This is a genomic window from Luteococcus sanguinis (assembly GCF_039527675.1).
GTDB classification, from domain to species: domain Bacteria; phylum Actinomycetota; class Actinomycetes; order Propionibacteriales; family Propionibacteriaceae; genus Luteococcus; species Luteococcus sanguinis.
This window is the reverse complement of record NZ_BAAAKI010000004.1, coordinates 513,933-531,222: the sequence shown is the minus strand read 5'-3', so window position 1 is coordinate 531,222 and position 17,290 is coordinate 513,933. Positions and strand designations below refer to the sequence as shown.

The window sequence follows — 17,290 nt, the reverse complement described above, 5'->3', positions numbered from 1 at the left end:
TCATGGACCACATCGCCTGAACAGAGCACCGAAACAGGCCCTGACCAGCCCCAATTAGCCGGATAAGCCGGCGACAACGCCGCCATGGAATCCTTCTTCGCCCTCCTCCAAAAGAACGTCCTGAACCGACGCCGCTGGCACACCCGCCACGACCTGCGGATCGCGATCGTGACCTGGACCGAACGCACCTACCACCGCCGCCGCCGACAAGAACGCCTCGGCCGATTGACCCCAATCGAATACGAGACCATCATGACCACACCGGCCCTCCAAGCCGCCTAACCCAACCTGTCACCCAAAGGTGCAGCAGTCCCATCCTCCTGACCGCGCCCGTCGGGGCTGTCTGTGCTCGCCCGGACCTAATAGTCGGGTCATCTCAGGCTTCTCTTATAAATTGTCCGGTTCTCGACAAATAATCTTCACTGCTTCTCGACAGCAGCCGCCGCCGCGACCGCATTCAGTGCTGCATGTCGACGAATCGCGAGTAATGCCCCTGGAAAGCGGTGACGATCGTCGCCGTCGGCCCATTTCGGTGCTTGGCGACGATCAAGTCCGCCTCACCGGCGCGAGAGGAGTCGCGGTCGTAGACGTCCTCCCTGTTGAGAAGGATGACCATGTCGGCGTCCTGCTCCAAGGAGTTGTGGACGATGATGCCATCCGCGATGAAGTTGTGGGTGCCCAGCACGGTGGCGTCGTAGACCTCCTGCTCCCCGATGGGCTCGATGCTCTTCACGGCATCCCAGTAGACGTCACCGGTCGCGTGCGCCTGCAGGTGCTCATCCGCGAGCAGGGTCGCGACCCGGGCGAGGCGCTGCCTGCTTGGCGCGTGCTTCCACGGGGTTGATTCGCAGAACTGGATGGACATGGCGGACGCGAACTCACGATGGGTCATGCCCTTCGCGGTCAGACCAGTGCGCACGGACTCCCACACTTCGCGCGGCCCGGTGTCGGGGTTGGTGTTGGCCTTGACGTTCGTGAGTGCCAGGTAGACCTCGTCGCACTTGGCCCCACGGTTGCCGTGGACTCCGATCTGCTCGCAGAAGGCCCTCTGCTGGTCCACCCCGTTGATGATCAGGTGGTAGCCGTCCCGATGGGCTCCTTGCTTGACGGTCTTGATTCTGGCGACGATGCCGAACTTGGCTCACGTCGGTAATGCCATTGGCGCCGCGAACACATTGCGCGGTTGAGGCTGACCCATGAGCTTTCCGAACGCCGCTTCGTCGCGCCGCCGTCTCCTGTTGTTGGGGTGTCTCGTCATCGAGGGAGTTGGGCACTCAGCGAGGGGGCCGCTCGATTCCCGATCACGTGAGGCGCCGGGCCGGGCGCCATTTGCTGTCGGCGCCCGGCCCACTCGTCACCATACGAGGTCGACCCGATCCCGGTGGGCCTGCTGCATGCGCTCGGCGAGGTCATTCACGGCGAGGGTGCGTTTGATACCGTCCCGGCCGTCGGTGGCCTGCACCATGGCTTGCGCGGCCTCGCGCTCACCAATGACGACCACGACGCTGGCGCGCACGGTGCGAGCCTCGCGAATGCGACTACCCAGACTCCCCTCACGGCGCACCTCGACCCGAAGCCCATGTCGCCGCAGTACCCGGGCAGCCTCGTCGGCCGCTACGTCCTGGGCCTCGCTGACAGGCAGGACGACAGCTTGGACGGGCGCCAACCACAACGGCAGGCGGCCTTGGTAGCGCTCCATGAGTGAGGCGACGACGCGTTCCATGGCTCCGACGGTTCCACGGTGGATCATCACGCACCGCTGTTTGGAGCCGTCCGCGTCGACGTAGGTGAGGTCGAAACGTTCGGGCTGGTTGAAGTCGAGCTGGGCGGTGGCGATGGTCTCCTCGTGCCCACGGCCATCGCGGACCTGCACGTCGAGCTTGGGACCGTAGAAGGCGGCCTCCCCATCGGCTTCGACCAGGTCGATCCCATGGTCGGCGAGCACCTCGAGGGCGGCGGCGCGCAGCGCGTCTTGGTGATGGTCCCATTGTTCGGCGGAGCCGAGCCACGCGTCGGAGTCGTCGCGCTTGGACAGCCGGACATAGTCGACGGGGAGGCCGAGGATCCGCTGCGCCCTGAGCGCGGAGCGCAGAGCCGCGGCGACCTCGGCCTGGACCTGGTCGGGGCGACAGAAGACGTGGGTGTCATCGAGGCTGATCTGGCGGACACGCTGGAGGCCGGAGACGACGCCGGAGCGTTCGGCGCGAAACATCGGCGCGAGTTCGTTGAGACGGATCGGCAAGTCACGGTACGAGCGCTGGTCGCAGACGTAGACCAGAGCGTGGTGGGGGCAGTTCGCCGGGCGCAGCACGACCTCGTCCTCGCCCAGCTTCATGGGCGGGAACATGTCCTTGCTGAACTTGGCCCAGTGGCCGGAACGTTCGAACAGGGCACGTTTTCCCAGGACGGGAGTGCGGACATCGAGGCAGCCATCGTCGTGGGCGATGTCCTTCGCGAGGCGTTCGAGTTCCTCCCGGATGGCTGCCCCGGCGGGCAGCCACAGGGGCAGACCGGATCCCGCCAAGGGATCGGTGGCGAAGACGTGCAGGTCATGGTTGAGCTCGCGGTGGTCAAGCAGGTCATCATCTTGGGACATGGAGGGTCTTCCTTCGGGTCGTGACCACGAAGTGCCCAACGGCCCCAGACATAAAGAAGGCCCCGGATCACTCCGGGGCCTGGTGGATGCTGCGTTGTGTCAGGACAACGCAATGGCGCCGGAAAAGTCCGGCGTCGTGGTGACCTGACAGATGCGCATGGCTACAAGGTAACCCGTCCGCGCGAGGCGAGCAACGCGCGCCCCTCGGAGGTTTGGGATTGCCGCAACCGCCGGACTGGGAGCCTCTTTCGACGGGCCGCCTGGACACGGGTAGGCGCCGCCCGAGTGGCGATCCACCGAGAGGCGTTGGTGTCCCAGTTCAGAACGCCCGTTGCAACAGCCGGTCGACGTCCGCCGGGTCCAGGCGCAGCATCCGTGGGCCAAGTCGGTACGCCGGAAGCCTCCCGTCAGAGATCATCCGACGCACCGTCTTGGGGCACACCCCGAGACGCCGCGCAGCCGACTGCACGGTCTCGACCTCAATCTCTCGCCGTGGATGCTCCATGCCCGCCCAAGCCGCCACGCGCTCTCTCGTGATCGACACCTACTCGGATGCGCCATCGCCACCGCGGGCCAACTCGGCCAATCGCTCCGCCAGGAGTTGTTCGCGCTGCCGGCTGGCGTGCTGGTAGCGCATCGCCATCTGGGCCGTCGTGTGCCCCATGCGCGCCATCAACTCGGCGGTCGTGGCGCCATTCTGGGCGGCCATCGTGGCAGCAGTGTGACGCAGGTCATGGAACGTGAGATCGTGCCGATCCATCACGTCACGTGCCTGGTCAAAGGCATACCGCAGCGCCTTCTCACTCATCGGCAGCTCACCGCGTCCAGGGAAGAAGTACGCAGAGCGCGCCCTCCGCTCCCCCAGACCTGCACGCCACTCACGAAGCGGCGACAGCAGGTGCGGCGGGATTCCGACCTCCCGGATCGCCGCAGGTGTCTTGGGCGGGCCAACGATCACCTGCCCCTTGATCCGCGTCACGCCCTGACGAACGTGGATCCACCCGGTCGCGGTGTCGACGTCCCCCACCCGAAGCGCGCGCACCTCCCCAGAGCGAAGCCCACACCACGCCGCCAACAGCACGGGAAGCGCCTGCCCCGGTGGCAACCGATCGGCCACACGGTTGAGCTCGGCCACCGTCGCCGGCTGCATCGCCCTGGTGGTCTTGCGCTGGCCCGCCGAACGGATGCGGCAGGGATTAACGACAATCAACTCCTCGTCCACACACACCGCCAGCAAGGACTTGAGCAGCGCGTACGCGTGGCTTCGTTGCGTAGCCCGTTCCGGCCCCATCCGGTCGAACCACGCGCGAACCTGCTTCGGCGTGATCGACGCCACCGCCTGATCCCCGAACTCGGGAAGGATCAGTCGATCCAACAGACTCTCGTACAGAGCCCTCGTCCTCGGTGTCAGATCACGTCGGGCCACCTCGTCGCGGGCCAGGTCTTCAAACACGACCTCCACCGGAGCCTCCTCCTTCACCAGCGCGGGCTGGGGAGCCACCAGAGCCTGCCACTCACCCCGGCTGATCGACCGCTCCACGTCGACGAGCCAACCTTCGGCGTCGATCTTGGCCACGAAGGTGTGATCTGCCGAGTGCACCTGACCATCTGGCCCTAGGTACCGAGCACGCCACTTCCCAGAGGGAAGCTTGTCCAACCGTCCGAAGCCCCGTTTGGAGCGCCCGCGGCGCGTGGAGCGTTTCCCTTGGGGGGAACGCAAGTCACTGGCGTTTCCCGCATCGCTGGTCGGAGATAAGGTTGTCCGCTTCGTCGTCATGTCGAGCCTCTCGTCGTGGGAGATACGTGGGAGATGAATGTCCCCACAAGTCCCTCGGAGGCCCCTTGGTGCTCATCGGACCGACACATGGAACAAGGCGTTTCCCCTAGTCAACTAGGAGAAACGCCTTGTCAGATGAAGCTCTTGAATTGGTCGGGGCGACAGGACTCGAACCTGCGGTCTCCTGCTCCCAAAGCAGGCGCGCTAGCCACTACGCTACGCCCCGGATCACGGACACCAGGGGCGACCGCAACCCGTCCAGCTTAGTGGATCATCACCCGCTCTCCCGCCAGCTGGGTCGTCTCAGAACGAGAACGGGATCGGGATGGGTCCACAGCAGCACACGCCATTGACCTTGGCGTCGCGCAGCGTCCGCGCCGACGACGCGCACGCGCCGAACTGGCGCATCGCCGGACCGACGGCCCCGACCACGCCCCGCTGCGACACCGCGTCCGCAATCACAGACGAACAGGTGCCAGCCCCGGTGTGCACGCCGTAGGCGCAGTTCCAACCCTTGCGGGGCGAGATCACCCGTTGGTAACCGCGGATCGCGCCCAGCACCGCATCACTTGCCGTCATGGTTGCCCTCCAACAGTTCGACAACAGCTCGTCCGACCGCCTTCGCGCTGACCGGGTTCTGGCCGGTCACCAGACGTCCGTCCACCACGACGTGCGGGGTCATCGGCAGCGGCGCCTTCTCGTAGGTGGCTCCAGCATCGCGCAACCGGTCCTCCAGGCTGAAGGGGACGGCGTCCACCCGCTGCGCCAACTTCTCTTCCAGCATCGAGAAACCCGTCACCTTCTTGCCGGCCAGCAGCGGCTGCCCGTCCACCTTGGCGTTGAGCAACCCGGCGGGCCCATGGCAGACCGCCGACACCACCCGCTGCGCCTGGGCCACCTCCCCCACCAGCTCGGCCAGGCGCTCGTCCACGGCGAAGTCGAACATCGTCCCGTGACCGCCGGTCAGGTAGATCGCGTCGTAGTCGTCGGCGACCACGTCGTCGAGGTTGCGCGTGTCGCGCAAGTGGTCCATGAAGGAGCGGTCCTGGTAGTGCTTGCGGGTGCTGCCGGCCAGGGTGATCGGCGTCAGGCTCTCGGGGTCCAGCGGCACGTCCCCGCCCATCGGGGTGGCGAGGTCGATCTCGTAGCCAGCCTCGGTGAGCACGTCCCAGAAGTGCGTCAGCTCCGACAGCCACAGCCCGGTGCGGTAGCCCACCTTCTTGTACTCGCCCACACTGGTCGCCACCGCCAGAACCCGCCTGCCTTGCATGCACTCAACCCTCTCGTCGTCAACGCTGCATGAAGCATCAAAGCCCCTTGTCGGGTGAATTGACACACCCGTTCGGGTGTCAAGGGGCGCCCAACGCGCCCGTCACCACAGCAGCCAGGCGATGGCCTCGTCCTCACCACGTTCGGCCAGCAGTCTCTTCCGAGCCATGTCGCGCACCTGCGCCAAGGGCATCGGCCAGCGACCGCCGACGTCCAGCCCTTCGGCCGCCAACCCCAGCACGGCATGCACCATCGCCCGCGTCCGGGCGTCCGCCGTCACCCCGGGCAGGCCCGCTCCGAGCAGGCCAGCCACCCGACGCAGCTCGACCGGATCGGGGGTCTGGGCGCGGATCAGCGTCTCCTCCAGGCGGTGGATCGCCGCCTCCACCTCGCCCAGTACGGCCGGCACACCGGGCGGGATGGCCACCGGCTCCCCCGCCATCTGCAACGCCAGCGCCGCCTGCACCCGTGCCATTCCAGCACCCGGCCCCTCGACCAGTCGGGACAGCAGGTCCGGCAGTTCGGACGCCCGCTTTGGTTCGTGCAGTGCCAGGTTCGCGAGCAGGCCGACGACGAAGGGCGCCACCGGTCCGGGACGGGCCGCGCACTCCTCCGCGACCGTCCCTGCAAACGCCAGAGCCTCGTCCCCTGCCAGACCGAGCCCGTGCGCGCGCAGAACGACGAATCCGGTCGCGGGCGAACACGTCCGCGGGTCGACGCCCTCAAGGATCCGGACGGTGCGTGCCGACAGCTCGGTGGCCAGCGACGGCGCGACGGCGAACTCGACGTCCGTGGTGCCGTGCCCGGAATGAACCTGCGCCAGATGGACCCCGGGCCGCGCCGACAAGGTCGTCCCCGCCTCGTCCTCCAGCAGGGTCATCCCGGCGGCCTCGATCGCCGCGTCCGGCAGGTCCAGCAGCACCACGTCCCCGTCGTCGAGCACCGTGTCCGGCCACCAGCCGGGCAGCGCGCCGGCCTGCATCGCCTCGTCGCGCAACCAGTCGCCGCGCCAACTGATCGCCAGCTGCGCGGACGACGACCCAGCCACCCCCAGGTGGATCGGCAGGTCGGCCAGCCAACAGGTGCCCTCCGACAGCCGGGAGCGCCCGCGCAGCTGCGTGAGCGTGAGCAGCGCCCCGTCCGCCCGTCCGGGGTCGAAGGAGAGCTGGCCCTCGGCGCCGGCCAGCCAGCGTCGCGCCGGCCAGCTGGACGTGAACTCGAGCTTGGGCGGGCTCACCTTGGCCTCGGTGTCGCGCAGGTTCACCACCTGCACCCGGATCGACCACGACTGGTCGAACACGTGCCGCACTGTGGCGGTGACGTGGCCGTTGGTCCAGGTCTGCTCGACCTCGTCGACGAGCAGGCGTTGGCCCTCGAAGATCCACGGCTCATCGAAACCCACCCGCAGGGCGCGGACGAAGGCCCGCTCACCCGCGACGGCGAGGTCGAGGGTCCCGTCCTCGCGCACCGCGACGGTGGTGCCGAGCCAGTCGATCACCGTTGGCATGACGGGCACCAGTAGAGGTTGCGGCCCTCGAGCACGCGGGTGGCTATCTCGGTTCCGCAGACGTGGCAGGGCATCCCGGCGCGGCGGTAGACGTAGACCTCACCGCCGTGGCGGTCGACCCGCGGCGAGCGGCCCATCTGCTCGGGGGTGTGGGCGAACTCGACGGTGTCGATGCGTCCGTCCACGACGCCCAGGCGCATCAGCTCCACCAGGTCGGCCCAGATCATGTCCCACAGCGCGCGATCGATCGTCCGGCCGGGCGCATCGGGCGAGACCCGGTGCCGGAACAAGACCTCGGCGCGATAGATGTTGCCCACCCCGGCGGCGATCTTCTGGTCCATCAGCAGTGCCGCGATGGAGCGGTTGGACGCATGCACCCGCCTCCACGCGACCTCGGGGTCGGCGTCGGGACGGATGGGGTCGGGGCCAAGCTTCGCCAACTGGGCGGCTTGCTCGCCGACGCTCACCAGCCGGCAGGTCTGCGGTCCGTGCAGATCTGCGGTGGTCTCACCGTCGGTGATCCGCAACCGGACCGCGCCGCGGGGCGCAGCGAAGGGTTCGAACCAGAGCTTGCCGATCAGGCCCAGGTGGATGTGGATGATGTGCTCGGGCTGCTCGGTCTCGAAGGTGATGAACAGGTGCTTGCCCCAGGCCTCGGCGCCGGCCAGGACGCGTCCGTCCAGCAGGGCGGCCGATTCGGCGAAGCGTCCCTGCGGGGAACTGACCTGCACCGGACGTCCCGCGAAGTGTTCGTTTGTCACGATCGCGAGCCGGTGGATCACATGGCCTTCAGGCACGGGCATCGCTCCTGGGTTCTTCCCTCGACAGGCTCGGGGATCGTTGGGTTGTGCTTGTCAGTCTAGGATTCGAGCCATGAGCGAGCGCCCCCATCACGACCGCCCCCGGGAGTTCGGACGTGACGGCATCAGCGGTCTGGTCAACACCGACCGGGCGCTGCGGGCTCGTGAGGTCTCCAAGCCCACCCCGGGCGACCACCAGGCTGCCGAGCGGGTGCTGGAGTCATTGCTGGCCCGGGTCCAAGGGCGCCGTCGGTGACGACCGCGGCCCGTCGACCCAAGACCCCCCATCTGCCTCAGTGGCGGTGCAGTTCCTCGTAGGCGCTCATCTTGTCGATGCGGCGTTGGTGGCGCTCGTCGCCGCTGAAGGGCGTGGCCAAGAAGGTGTTCACGATGTCGAGTCCCTGCTCGGGTGTGACGAAACGCCCGCCCAGGCTGACGACATTCGCGTCGTTGTGCTGGCGGCCGAGTTCGGCGATCTCGGTGGAGTAGGCCAGGATCGCACGGCAGCCCTTCACGCGGTTGGCGGCGAGCTGCTCGCCATTGCCCGAGCCGCCCAGCACGATGCCCAGCGATCCCGGGTCGGCGACGGTGGCTTCGGCGCACGGGATGCAGGTGTCGGGGTAGTCGTCCAGGGCGTCGTAGGTCTCCGCACCGTGGTCGACGACTTCGTGACCCGCCTTGCGCAGCTCCGCGAGGAGGTACTGCTTCAGCTCAAAAGCGGCATGGTCGGTGGCAATGTGAACGCGCATGACAGCACTTAACCAGATGCAGCCGTCACGGTGCAGCGGCTAGCGTTCGCAGGCATGGACGAGCGTTACACCCACACCACCTTCGACGTCGCCGGCGAGCTGGACGAGCGCGGCCGAGCCTGGATAGCCGCCTCCCGGATCGGTTTCGCACAAGGCACCTCCAGCGAGGAGAACACGCGGCGCTGGTGGGACGGAGCCGCCATCGACGGCCAGCGCTGGCACGCGATCCATCGCGAGCCGGCGTGGCCCGGGTTGGGCCTGGACGAAGTGCCGGTGGCGACCTTCGCCACCATGAACCACGACGTCAACGTCGGCGGCGGACGGATGCTCCCCAGCTGCTTCGTGTTGGACGTGTCGGTCCGCGCGAGTGACCGGCGACAAGGCCTGATGCGCGAGCTGATGGAGTCAGCGCTGCGCAGGGCCGCGAACGAGGGGCTGGCACTCGCGTCACTGACAGCGACCGAGGCGACGCTGTACGGACGCTTCGGTTTCGGCGTCGCGACCCGGGTGGAGCGGGTGAGCGTTGACCTCGGGACGCGGTTCCAGTTGCAGCACTCCCCCACGGCGCGGGTCGAACTCGCCGATCCGCGAGCCATCGCGGATGTTGTGGACCGCCTGCACGACGACTTCGCGCGCACCCACCTGGGGGCGCACCAGCGCGTCGCGATGCGAACGTCGTTCCTTTCCGGGGAGTGGGACTGGGGGACGATGGCGCCCAACACCGAGATTCGGGCGGCGGTGGCGATTGGTGATCGTGGGCCTGTGGGTGCGGTGACGTGGAAGGTCAGCGATGGCACGGCCCAGGTGCTGGACCTCGTCGGGGACGAGTTGGCGTTGTGGCAGTACCTCGCAAACCTCGACCTGGTCGAGTCGGGCAGCTACGGCTCAATGCAGGCCGGTTCCGCGCTGCGTGCGGCGTTGGTGGACGAGCGGGTCGTGTCCACCGACTCGACAGCAGACCAGATCTGGCTGCGGCTGTTGGACGTCCCCAAGGCGCTGGTGGCGCGTGGGTGGGACGTCGACGGCACGGTGACCCTGCTGGTCAGTGACCCCTTGGCCATCACGGACGGGTGCTGGCGTGTGGTCGTGTCCGGTGGTGTTGCCGAGGTGGTGGCGGTGGACGAGAGCGAGGCGGAGGTGTCGCTGGGTGTCCGGGAACTGGCGGAGCTGTATCTGGGCACCGGAAATGCGCTCGTGCTCGCCGCGGCTGGTCGGATCACTGGTGATGCGGAGGCGATCCGACGGGTGGCGCGGATGTTCACCACCCCGGAGCCTGCCCAGAACAAGATCGTGTTCTGACGGGTGTGGCCGAAGGGATCCCTCGGCAGGCGTTGTGTTCGCGTGCACCGAGGGAACCCCTCGACAGCTCCAGGAGCGCTACAGGGCCTCGGGGCCTCCGGCAAGCAGCTTGACGAAACCCGCCTCGTCCAGGATTGGGCGGCCGAGTTCTTCTGCCTTTGAGGCCTTGGACCCGGCGTTCTCCCCCACCACCACGTAGTCGGTCTTCTTGCTGACGCTGCTGGAGGCCTTGCCGCCGCGCGCGATGATCGCCTCCTTCACCTCGTCCCGGCTGAAACCCTGCAGGCCACCGGTGACCACCACGGTCAACCCCTCGAGCGTCCGCTCGATCGACTCGTCACGCTCGTCGGCCATCCGGACACCGGCGGCGCGCCAGCGGTCAACGATCTGGGCGTGCCAGTCGACGGCGAACCACTCGACCACTGCCTCGGCGATCACCCGTCCAACGCCCTCGGTGTCGGCCAACTGGTCGACGCTCGCCCCCCGGATCTCGTCCAGCGACCCAAAGCGGGTCGCCAGCGCCCGCGCGGCGGTCGGCCCGACATGTCGGATCGACAGCGCCACCAGCACCCGCCACAATGGCTGTGACTTCGCCTTCTGCAGCTCCGCGAGCAGCTTCTCACCCGTCCGGCTGAGCACCCGTCCGTTGACGATGCCCGGCCAGGGAACCGACTCCGGATCCTTCTTCTCCGTCGCCTTCGCCAGACGCGTGTACAGCGGCACCTTGACCAGGTCGGCCGCCGTGAGGTCGAACAGCGTCGACTCGTCGGCCAGCACCTGGCTCGACAACAGTCCGTCCGCGCCCTGGTAGCCCAGCGCCTCGATGTCGAAGGCCGACCGCGACGCCAGTGCGAACAACCGCTCCCGCAACTGGGAGGGGCAGCTGCGGGCGTTGGGGCAACGAATGTCTTTGTCACCCTCCTTCTCCGGCTTCAGCTCGGTGCCGCACGACGGGCAATGGGTCGGCATCACGAACTCGGTCTCGGAACCATCACGCAGCTCGACGACCGGGCCGAGGATCTCCGGGATCACGTCGCCGGCCTTGCGCAGCACCACCGTGTCACCGATCAGCACGCCCTTGCGCTTCACCTCGTATCCGTTGTGCAGGGTCGCCATCGACACCGTCGAGCCGGCGACCTTGACCGGCTCCATCATCCCGAAGGGGGTGACGCGCCCGGTGCGACCCACGTTGACCTCGATGCTCAGCAGCTTGGTGTTGACCTCTTCGGGCGGGTACTTGTAGGCGATCGCCCAGCGCGGGGCCCGTGAGGTCGAACCCAGCCGCGACTGCTGCGAAAGGTCGTCCACCTTGATGACGATGCCGTCGATCTCGTGCTCGACGTCGTGGCGGTGCTCGGCGTAGTACGCAACGAAGTCGTGCACCTGTTGCGGTGTCTGGACCACCGTGTAGTGCGTGGACGTGGGCAGCCCCCACTCGCGGAGCCGTTCGTAGGCCTCGGACTGGCGGTCGATGTCGAAGCCGCGCCGGGCACCGATGCCGTGCACCAGCATGTTCAACGGACGGGTGGCCGTCACCGAGGGATCCTTCTGGCGCAGCGATCCGGCCGCAGCATTGCGTGGGTTCGCGAACGGCGCCTTGCCTTGCTCCACCAGGGACGCATTCAGGTCTGCGAAGGCCTCGACGGGGAAGAAGACCTCCCCGCGCACCTCAACCAGCTCGGGGACGTCGTCCCCGGACAGGCGGTGCGGGATGGACGAGATCGTGCGGACGTTGTGGGTGATGTCCTCCCCCACCCGCCCGTCGCCGCGGGTGGCGGCGCGCACCAGCGTGCCGTTCTCGTAGGTGAGGTTGACGGCCAGGCCGTCGATCTTCAGCTCACAGAGGTAGTCGGTGACACTCGCTCCCAGGGTCCGGTCGACGCGGGCCAGCCACTCCCCCAGTTCGTCGGCGCTGAAGACATTGTCGAGGCTGAGCATCCGCTCGGCGTGGGTGACCGGCGCGAACTCGGTGACGCGCTGCGCCGCTCCAACGCGCTGGGTCGGCGAGTCGGGGGTGCGCAACTCCGGGAACTCGTCCTCGAGCCGCTGCAACTCGCGCATCAGCTGGTCGTACTCCGCGTCCGACAGGGTCGGGGAATCGGCGCCGTAGTAGGCCTCCTGGGCGTCGCTGATGCGCTCGGCCAGGTCGTGCCAACGGTGCCGGGCGTCACTGGTGGCGTCGGGCACGTCGCTGATCTCTGGTTCACTCACGGCGCCCATCCTGCACCAGGCCACCGACAGTTCTTGCGAACCGGCCACGGTTACGACCATGCAACAGTCTGCGGATCAACCGGTCACGATGCTTGCGGTGCGCCCACCTCACCCGCTTGTGTATCCCCAGCTCTTCCCCCGCCACCTCGGCCCCGACTGGAGACACCACACATGCTCGACACAATCGACGGAATCATCTGGGGACCATTCGTCCTCATCCCGCTGCTGCTCGGCACCGGCATCTGGCTGACGGTGCGCCTGGGTGGCGTCCAGTTCACCAAGCTGGCTGCCGCACTGCACCTGGCCTTCGTCCGCCGCAGCGACGGCTCCGAGGAGGAGGGTGACGTCTCCCACTACCAGTCGCTCGCCACCGCCTTGGCCGCCACCGTGGGCGTCGGCAACATCGCCGGCGTCGCCACCGCCATCCACCTCGGTGGCCCCGGCGCCCTGTTCTGGATGTGGGTCAGCGCCATCTTCGGCATGGCTGCCAAGTACTCAGAGGCCTTCATGGGCGTCCGCTTCCGCACCATCGACGCCAATGGTGAGGTCTCCGGCGGCCCGCAGTACTACCTGCACAAGGCCATCCCGAACGGCTTCGGCAAGTTCCTCTCGATCTTCTTCTGCATCGCCGCCATCATCGCCAGCTTCGGCATCGGCAACCTCACCCAGTCGAACTCGGTGGCCGCCGCCATGCACGACACCTTCGGCGTGAACCACTGGGTGGTCGGCGTCGTCCTCGCGCTGATGACGGGCATCGTCCTGCTGCGAGGCCTGAAGTCCATCGCCAACGTGACCAGCGCGATCGTCCCGTTCATGATCGTCTTCTACGTCGTGGCCGGCTTCATCGTCCTGCTGATCAACGTCAAGGGCATCCCCGACGCGTTGGGTCTCGTCTTCACCGACGCCTTCACCGGTACCGCCGCCGTGGGTGGCTTCGCCGGTGCTGCGATGGCCCAGGCGATCCAGTTCGGCATCGCCCGCGGCATCTTCTCCAACGAGTCGGGCATGGGCTCGGCCGCCATCGTGGCCGCCGCCGCCAAGACCAAGCACCCGGTTCGCCAGGGCCTGGTCTCGATGACCCAGACCTTCATCGACACGATCATCGTCGTCTCCATGACCGGGCTGGTCATCCTCACCACCGGCGTGTGGCGCGAGGGCAAGACGGGCGCCGCGCTCACCGCGCAGGGCTTCAGCACCGGCCTGCCCGGCAACTGGGGGGGCATCATCGTCGCCATCGCGCTGATCTTCTTCGCCTACTCCACCGTGCTCGGCTGGGCCTACTACGGCGAGCGCAATGTCGAGCGACTGCTGGGCGTGCGCTTCGTCGTCCCCTACCGCATCCTGTTCTCGGCGATCGTGCTGATCGGCGCGGTCAGCGAGCTGACGGTGGTGTGGACCTTCTCCGACATCGCCAACGGCCTGATGGCGCTGCCCAACCTGATCGGCCTGCTCATCTGCTCCGGCCTGATCGCCCGTGAGACCAAGGCCTACCTGGCGGTCGACCCGACTCTGCACCACGCTCCCGAGGTCGCCACGCTGGACGGCATCGACGGGCTGCCCGCCTCTCGCTGAGCCAGTACAGAACAACAAGAACCGGGGTTGTTTCGCCGAATCGGTGCGAAACAACCTCGGTTTCCTGTCTGGGACGATCAGTCGAAGATCGGGCCCACGGTGCGGGTGCGCTTCAGCTCGAAGAAGCCCGGGTAGGCGGTGACCTTGACGAAGCCGTCGAACAGGTCGCCTGCCTGCTCACCCTTGGGTGCCGGGGAGATGACGGGGCCGAACAGGGCCATGCCGTTGACGTGGATCACCGGAGTGCCCACCTCGTCTCCCACTGGGTCCATCCCCTCGTGGTGGCTCGTGCGCAGCGCGCGGTCGACGTCGTCGGCCTCGTCGCCCGGCTTCCAGGCATCGGCAGCCTCGGCGATCGACTCGTCGCAGCCGACCTCGGCCAGCGCGGCGCGCACCGTGTCGACCGTCTTGGGCTCCTGGCCCAAGTGGTAGCGGGTGCCCAGCGCGGTGTAGAACTCGCGCAGCTTCTCGGCACCGTACTGCTGCTCGACCAGGATGGCGGCGCGCACACCGACCCAGCCCTTGGCCATGTGCTCGCGGTACTCCTCGGGCAGGTCACGCCCGTCGTTGAGCACCGACAGGCTCATGACGTGGAAGGTGGTGTGCACGTCACGCACCTTCTCCACCTCGAGCATCCAGCGGGAGGTCATCCAGGCCCAGGGGCACAGGGGGTCGAACCAGAAGTCGACCTCGGTGGTGCTTTCTTTCGCAGTATTGGCTCCGGACACATTTGCGTCAGGCGTGTTTGCTTCGCTCATGGGATCCAGCGTAGTTGGCGCCCTCACGGGGCATCCGATGGGCGGAATCGAGCGGTACGCTCGACCGAGGCCCCGCGGGGTCGCCCCCACGCAGCACGTCCATCGAAAGGCAAGCATGAACCCGGCGAACATCACGCGCGCCAGCGCACAACAGCGTTCGCAGCAGATCACGGCCGAGGCCTATCTGGTGACGGTCGACCTCTCCGGCCTCGGGCTGGACGGCGCGCCGCTGGCCGACCCCGACACCTTCATCTCCACCAGCGAGATCACCTTCTCCAGCACCGGCGGCGAGAGCCACGTCGACCTGATCGCCGACGCCGTGCTCGACGCATGGTTGGACGAGGAACAGCTCGACCCCTCGACCTATGCCGACGGACGTCTGGGCTTCCGCACCGAGCCCGGCCAGCACACGCTGGTGGTCACCGCCATGTGCCGCTACTCCCACACGGGCGAGGGCCTGCACCGCTTCGTCGACCCGGCCGACGACCGCGTTTACCTGTACACGCAGTTCGAGACCGCGGACGCTCGTCGGATGTACGCGAACTTCGAGCAGCCCGACCAGAAGGCCACCTTCCAGCTGAACGTGATCGCGCCCAAGCACTGGACCGTCATCAGCAATGCCCCAGCCGTCGAGCCGGTCGCCGGCGCCAACGGCTTCGGCATCTGGGAGTTCGCGCCCACCCCGCGCGTCTCCAGCTACATCACCGCGCTGATCGCCGGCGAGTACCACGTCCGCCCCGGGCAGATTGAAACCCTCACCGGGCCGATCCAGGCGAACCTGCTGTGCCGCCAGTCGATGGCCGAGTACCTGGACGCAGACCGCATCATGACCACCACCCAGCGCGGCTTCGAGGTCTTCGAGGAGGCCTTCGGCCACCCCTACGCCTTCGGCACCTACGACCAGGTCTTCGTGCCCGAGTTCAACGCAGGGGCAATGGAGAATGCTGGCTGCGTGACGATTCGCGACGAGTACCTCTACCGCTCCCGCGTCTCTGCGGCGGCCTACGAGGGACGCGACAACACGATCCTGCACGAGCTGGCGCACATGTGGTTCGGCGACCTGGTCACCATGACCTGGTGGGACGACCTGTGGCTCAACGAGTCCTTCGCTGAATGGGCGTCCCACTACGCCCAACAGCGCATCGTCGCCAAGCATGGGGGCATCGACCCCTGGGTCAGCTTCGGCAACGCCCGCAAGGGCTGGGCCTACCGCCAGGACCAGCTGCCCACCACGCACCCGATCGCCGCCGACATGGTCGACCTCGAGGCCGTGGAGCAGAACTTCGACGGCATCACCTACGCCAAGGGCGCCTCGACGCTGAAGCAGCTGGTCGCCCAGGTCGGCGAGGAGAACTTCCTGGCGGGCGTACGCACCTACTTCGCCGAACACGCCTACGGCAACACGCAGCTCTCCGACCTGCTGGGCGCGCTGGAGAAGGCGTCCGGGGTGGACTTGTCGAACTTCACCTCCGAATGGCTCGAGACCACAGGACCGAACACGCTTCGCGCCGACTTCGACCTGGACGACCAGGGCCGGTTCACCCGCTTCGCGATCGTCCAGACCGCCGACCCTGCACACCCGACCCTGCGCACGCACCGGTTGGCGGTGGGCATCTACACCCTCGTGGACGGCGTGCTGCGACGGACGCACGACACCGAGCTGACCATCGCCGGGGAACGCACCGACGTGCCCGACCTGGTCGGCCACGCCCGCGGCGACCTGGTGCTGCTGAACGACCGCGACCTCACCTACGCCAAGGTCCGGCTGGACGAGCAGAGCTTCGCCATCCTGGTGGAGCACATCGGTGATCTCGAGGACCCGCTGGCCCGCGCCCTGTGCTGGGGTGCCGCGTGGGACATGTGCCGCGACGGCGAGCTGCCCAGCGGCGACTACATCGACCTGGTGCTGCGCGGCATTGGCTCCGAGACCGATGCGACCGCCTTGGGAACCCTGCGTGGGCAGGCCCAACTCGCCGCGCTGGCCTACACCCCGGCCGAGCGTCGCGCTGCGGCCCGCGCCCGTCTGGCGTCCGGTTTCGCTGCGCTGCTGAAGGACGCCGAAGCCGGCTCCGACCACCAGCTGTCGTTCGCGAACCAGGTCGTCGCGGCCGTCGACACCCCCGCGGGCGCCGAGCTGCTGAAGGCGTGGCTGGCGGGCGAAGAGGTTCCCGAGGGGCTGGCGATGGACGCCGACATGCGCTGGCGGATCGTCTCCTCACTGGCCCGGATGGGTGCCATCGGCCAGCACGAGATCGACGCCGAACTGGCCCGCGACAACACCATCACGGGCCAGGAGTCGGCCGCCGGAGCGCGTTCGGCGTTGCGGGATGCCGCCGCGAAGGAGGCCGCCTGGGCCCGGGCGACCACCGACTCATCCACCCCGAATGGCACCCACGTGGAGATCTGCTCGCACTTTTGGAGCTACGGCCAGGAAGACCTGACCCGCGACTACGCCCAGCGTTACCTCGACGTCGCGCAGCGGATCAGCGACCAGGCCCCCGAGTGGAAGGACCGTGGCCACGCCGCGGCCCAGACCGCGCTGGTGCAACTCTTCCCCGCCCCCGTCGCCGACCGGGGTTTCCTCGACGAGGTTGCCGCACAGCTCGCGTCCGGCCGTCACTCCGACTCGGTGACCCGGGTGTTGCGTGAGCAGTCCGATGCCGCCGAGCGCGCCCTGCGTGTCCAGGAGGCCTCCCGCTGAGCTTGGGCGGCCAGCAGGGACACGAGCAAACACGACAGCGCCCGGACCCTC

At 67.8% G+C, this 17,290-nt stretch carries 14 protein-coding genes, 1 tRNA gene and 3 pseudogenes; 5 read left to right on the top strand and 13 right to left on the bottom strand.

What is annotated here, in order from left to right; genetic code table 11:
- Positions 1 to 69: 69 nt before the first annotated feature.
- Positions 70 to 282: pseudogene (locus ABD089_RS06290) on the top strand (IS3 family transposase); the annotation flags it as partial.
- Positions 283 to 457: 175 nt separating this feature from the next.
- Here the strand turns inward: ABD089_RS06290 and ABD089_RS06285 are convergent.
- The 10 genes and pseudogenes from ABD089_RS06285 to ABD089_RS06245 form a co-directional block, all read right to left on the bottom strand.
- A pseudogene (locus tag ABD089_RS06285) lies at positions 458 to 637 on the bottom strand (DnaB-like helicase C-terminal domain-containing protein); the annotation flags it as partial.
- 3 nt (positions 638 to 640) lie between these two features.
- Positions 641 to 1,129, bottom strand: a pseudogene (locus ABD089_RS06280) (replicative DNA helicase); the annotation flags it as partial.
- A gap of 225 nt (positions 1,130 to 1,354) precedes the next feature.
- On the bottom strand, positions 1,355 to 2,596 hold the full coding sequence (gene thrS / locus ABD089_RS06275; RefSeq protein ID WP_343885377.1) for a threonine--tRNA ligase: 1,242 nt from the start codon (positions 2,594 to 2,596) through the stop codon (positions 1,355 to 1,357).
- Between the two features lie 319 nt (positions 2,597 to 2,915).
- The gene (locus tag ABD089_RS13800) at positions 2,916 to 3,101 is read right to left on the bottom strand and encodes a helix-turn-helix domain-containing protein (RefSeq protein ID WP_386769124.1); all 186 of its coding nucleotides are present in this window, start codon (positions 3,099 to 3,101) and stop codon (positions 2,916 to 2,918) included.
- Between the two features lie 39 nt (positions 3,102 to 3,140).
- Entirely contained in the window at positions 3,141 to 4,373 is a 1,233-nt protein-coding gene (locus tag ABD089_RS06270) for a tyrosine-type recombinase/integrase (RefSeq protein ID WP_465262223.1), read from the bottom strand.
- A 150-nt stretch (positions 4,374 to 4,523) separates the two neighbouring features.
- Positions 4,524 to 4,599: transfer RNA gene (locus ABD089_RS06265), tRNA-Pro, on the bottom strand.
- A 77-nt stretch (positions 4,600 to 4,676) separates the two neighbouring features.
- Positions 4,677 to 4,952, bottom strand: a complete 276-nt coding sequence (gene yidD, locus ABD089_RS06260; RefSeq protein ID WP_343885375.1) for a membrane protein insertion efficiency factor YidD — start codon at positions 4,950 to 4,952, stop codon at positions 4,677 to 4,679.
- The gene (locus ABD089_RS06255) at positions 4,939 to 5,643 is read right to left on the bottom strand and encodes a type 1 glutamine amidotransferase domain-containing protein (protein WP_343885374.1); all 705 of its coding nucleotides are present in this window, start codon (positions 5,641 to 5,643) and stop codon (positions 4,939 to 4,941) included. Before ABD089_RS06255 ends, yidD begins: the two co-directional genes overlap by 14 nt.
- A 102-nt stretch (positions 5,644 to 5,745) precedes the next feature.
- A complete protein-coding gene (locus tag ABD089_RS06250) occupies positions 5,746 to 7,158 on the bottom strand; it encodes a hypothetical protein (RefSeq protein ID WP_343885373.1) in 1,413 nt (470 codons plus the stop codon).
- Positions 7,137 to 7,946, bottom strand: a complete 810-nt coding sequence (locus tag ABD089_RS06245; protein ID WP_386769100.1) for an Fpg/Nei family DNA glycosylase — start codon at positions 7,944 to 7,946, stop codon at positions 7,137 to 7,139. The genes ABD089_RS06250 and ABD089_RS06245 overlap by 22 nt, the downstream gene beginning before the upstream one ends.
- Positions 7,947 to 8,022: 76 nt before the next feature.
- On the opposite strand from ABD089_RS06245, the gene ABD089_RS06240 reads away from it, so the two are divergent.
- Positions 8,023 to 8,205, top strand: coding sequence for a hypothetical protein (locus tag ABD089_RS06240; protein ID WP_343885371.1), 183 nt, complete (start codon positions 8,023 to 8,025; stop codon positions 8,203 to 8,205).
- A 37-nt stretch (positions 8,206 to 8,242) separates the two neighbouring features.
- On the opposite strand, the gene ABD089_RS06235 is transcribed toward ABD089_RS06240, so the two are convergent.
- Positions 8,243 to 8,698, bottom strand: coding sequence for a ribose-5-phosphate isomerase (locus ABD089_RS06235; protein WP_343885370.1), 456 nt, complete (start codon positions 8,696 to 8,698; stop codon positions 8,243 to 8,245).
- A 54-nt stretch (positions 8,699 to 8,752) separates the two neighbouring features.
- Between ABD089_RS06235 and ABD089_RS06230 the strand changes: the two genes are divergently transcribed.
- Positions 8,753 to 9,997: a GNAT family N-acetyltransferase gene (locus tag ABD089_RS06230; RefSeq protein ID WP_343885369.1), complete on the top strand. Its 1,245-nt coding sequence runs from the start codon at positions 8,753 to 8,755 to the stop codon at positions 9,995 to 9,997.
- 78 nt (positions 9,998 to 10,075) lie between these two features.
- Here the strand turns inward: ABD089_RS06230 and ligA are convergent, their stop codons facing one another.
- Positions 10,076 to 12,208, bottom strand: a complete 2,133-nt coding sequence (ligA, locus tag ABD089_RS06225) for an NAD-dependent DNA ligase LigA (RefSeq protein WP_386769101.1) — start codon at positions 12,206 to 12,208, stop codon at positions 10,076 to 10,078.
- Between the two features lie 171 nt (positions 12,209 to 12,379).
- Here ligA and ABD089_RS06220 point away from each other — a divergent pair, with 171 nt between their 5' ends.
- Entirely contained in the window at positions 12,380 to 13,780 is a 1,401-nt protein-coding gene (locus ABD089_RS06220) for an alanine/glycine:cation symporter family protein (RefSeq protein ID WP_343885368.1), read from the top strand.
- A 77-nt stretch (positions 13,781 to 13,857) separates the two neighbouring features.
- Here ABD089_RS06220 and ABD089_RS06215 read toward each other — a convergent pair whose 3' ends face one another.
- The gene (locus ABD089_RS06215; RefSeq protein ID WP_386769102.1) at positions 13,858 to 14,538 is read right to left on the bottom strand and encodes a mycothiol-dependent nitroreductase Rv2466c family protein; all 681 of its coding nucleotides are present in this window, start codon (positions 14,536 to 14,538) and stop codon (positions 13,858 to 13,860) included.
- Positions 14,539 to 14,653: 115 nt separating this feature from the next.
- Between ABD089_RS06215 and pepN the strand changes: the two genes are divergently transcribed.
- Positions 14,654 to 17,239: an aminopeptidase N gene (gene pepN / locus ABD089_RS06210; RefSeq protein ID WP_343885367.1), complete on the top strand. Its 2,586-nt coding sequence runs from the start codon at positions 14,654 to 14,656 to the stop codon at positions 17,237 to 17,239.
- Positions 17,240 to 17,290 lie beyond the last annotated feature (51 nt).

What these genes read in the sequence shown, in the direction of transcription:
- ABD089_RS06240 (WP_343885371.1), top strand. Translation starts at nt 8,023, where the DNA reads ATGAGCGAGCGCCCCCATCACGACCGCCCCCGGGAGTTCGGACGTGAC.
- ABD089_RS06270 (WP_465262223.1), bottom strand. Translation starts at nt 4,373, where the DNA reads ATGACGACGAAGCGGACAACCTTATCTCCGACCAGCGATGCGGGAAAC.
- ABD089_RS06255 (WP_343885374.1), bottom strand. Translation starts at nt 5,643, where the DNA reads ATGCAAGGCAGGCGGGTTCTGGCGGTGGCGACCAGTGTGGGCGAGTAC.
- ABD089_RS13800 (WP_386769124.1), bottom strand. Translation starts at nt 3,101, where the DNA reads ATGGAGCATCCACGGCGAGAGATTGAGGTCGAGACCGTGCAGTCGGCT.
- yidD (WP_343885375.1), bottom strand. Translation starts at nt 4,952, where the DNA reads ATGACGGCAAGTGATGCGGTGCTGGGCGCGATCCGCGGTTACCAACGG.
- ABD089_RS06215 (WP_386769102.1), bottom strand. Translation starts at nt 14,538, where the DNA reads ATGAGCGAAGCAAACACGCCTGACGCAAATGTGTCCGGAGCCAATACT.
- ABD089_RS06235 (WP_343885370.1), bottom strand. Translation starts at nt 8,698, where the DNA reads ATGCGCGTTCACATTGCCACCGACCATGCCGCTTTTGAGCTGAAGCAG.
- ABD089_RS06230 (WP_343885369.1), top strand. Translation starts at nt 8,753, where the DNA reads ATGGACGAGCGTTACACCCACACCACCTTCGACGTCGCCGGCGAGCTG.
- ABD089_RS06220 (WP_343885368.1), top strand. Translation starts at nt 12,380, where the DNA reads ATGCTCGACACAATCGACGGAATCATCTGGGGACCATTCGTCCTCATC.
- thrS (WP_343885377.1), bottom strand. Translation starts at nt 2,596, where the DNA reads ATGTCCCAAGATGATGACCTGCTTGACCACCGCGAGCTCAACCATGAC.
- pepN (WP_343885367.1), top strand. Translation starts at nt 14,654, where the DNA reads ATGAACCCGGCGAACATCACGCGCGCCAGCGCACAACAGCGTTCGCAG.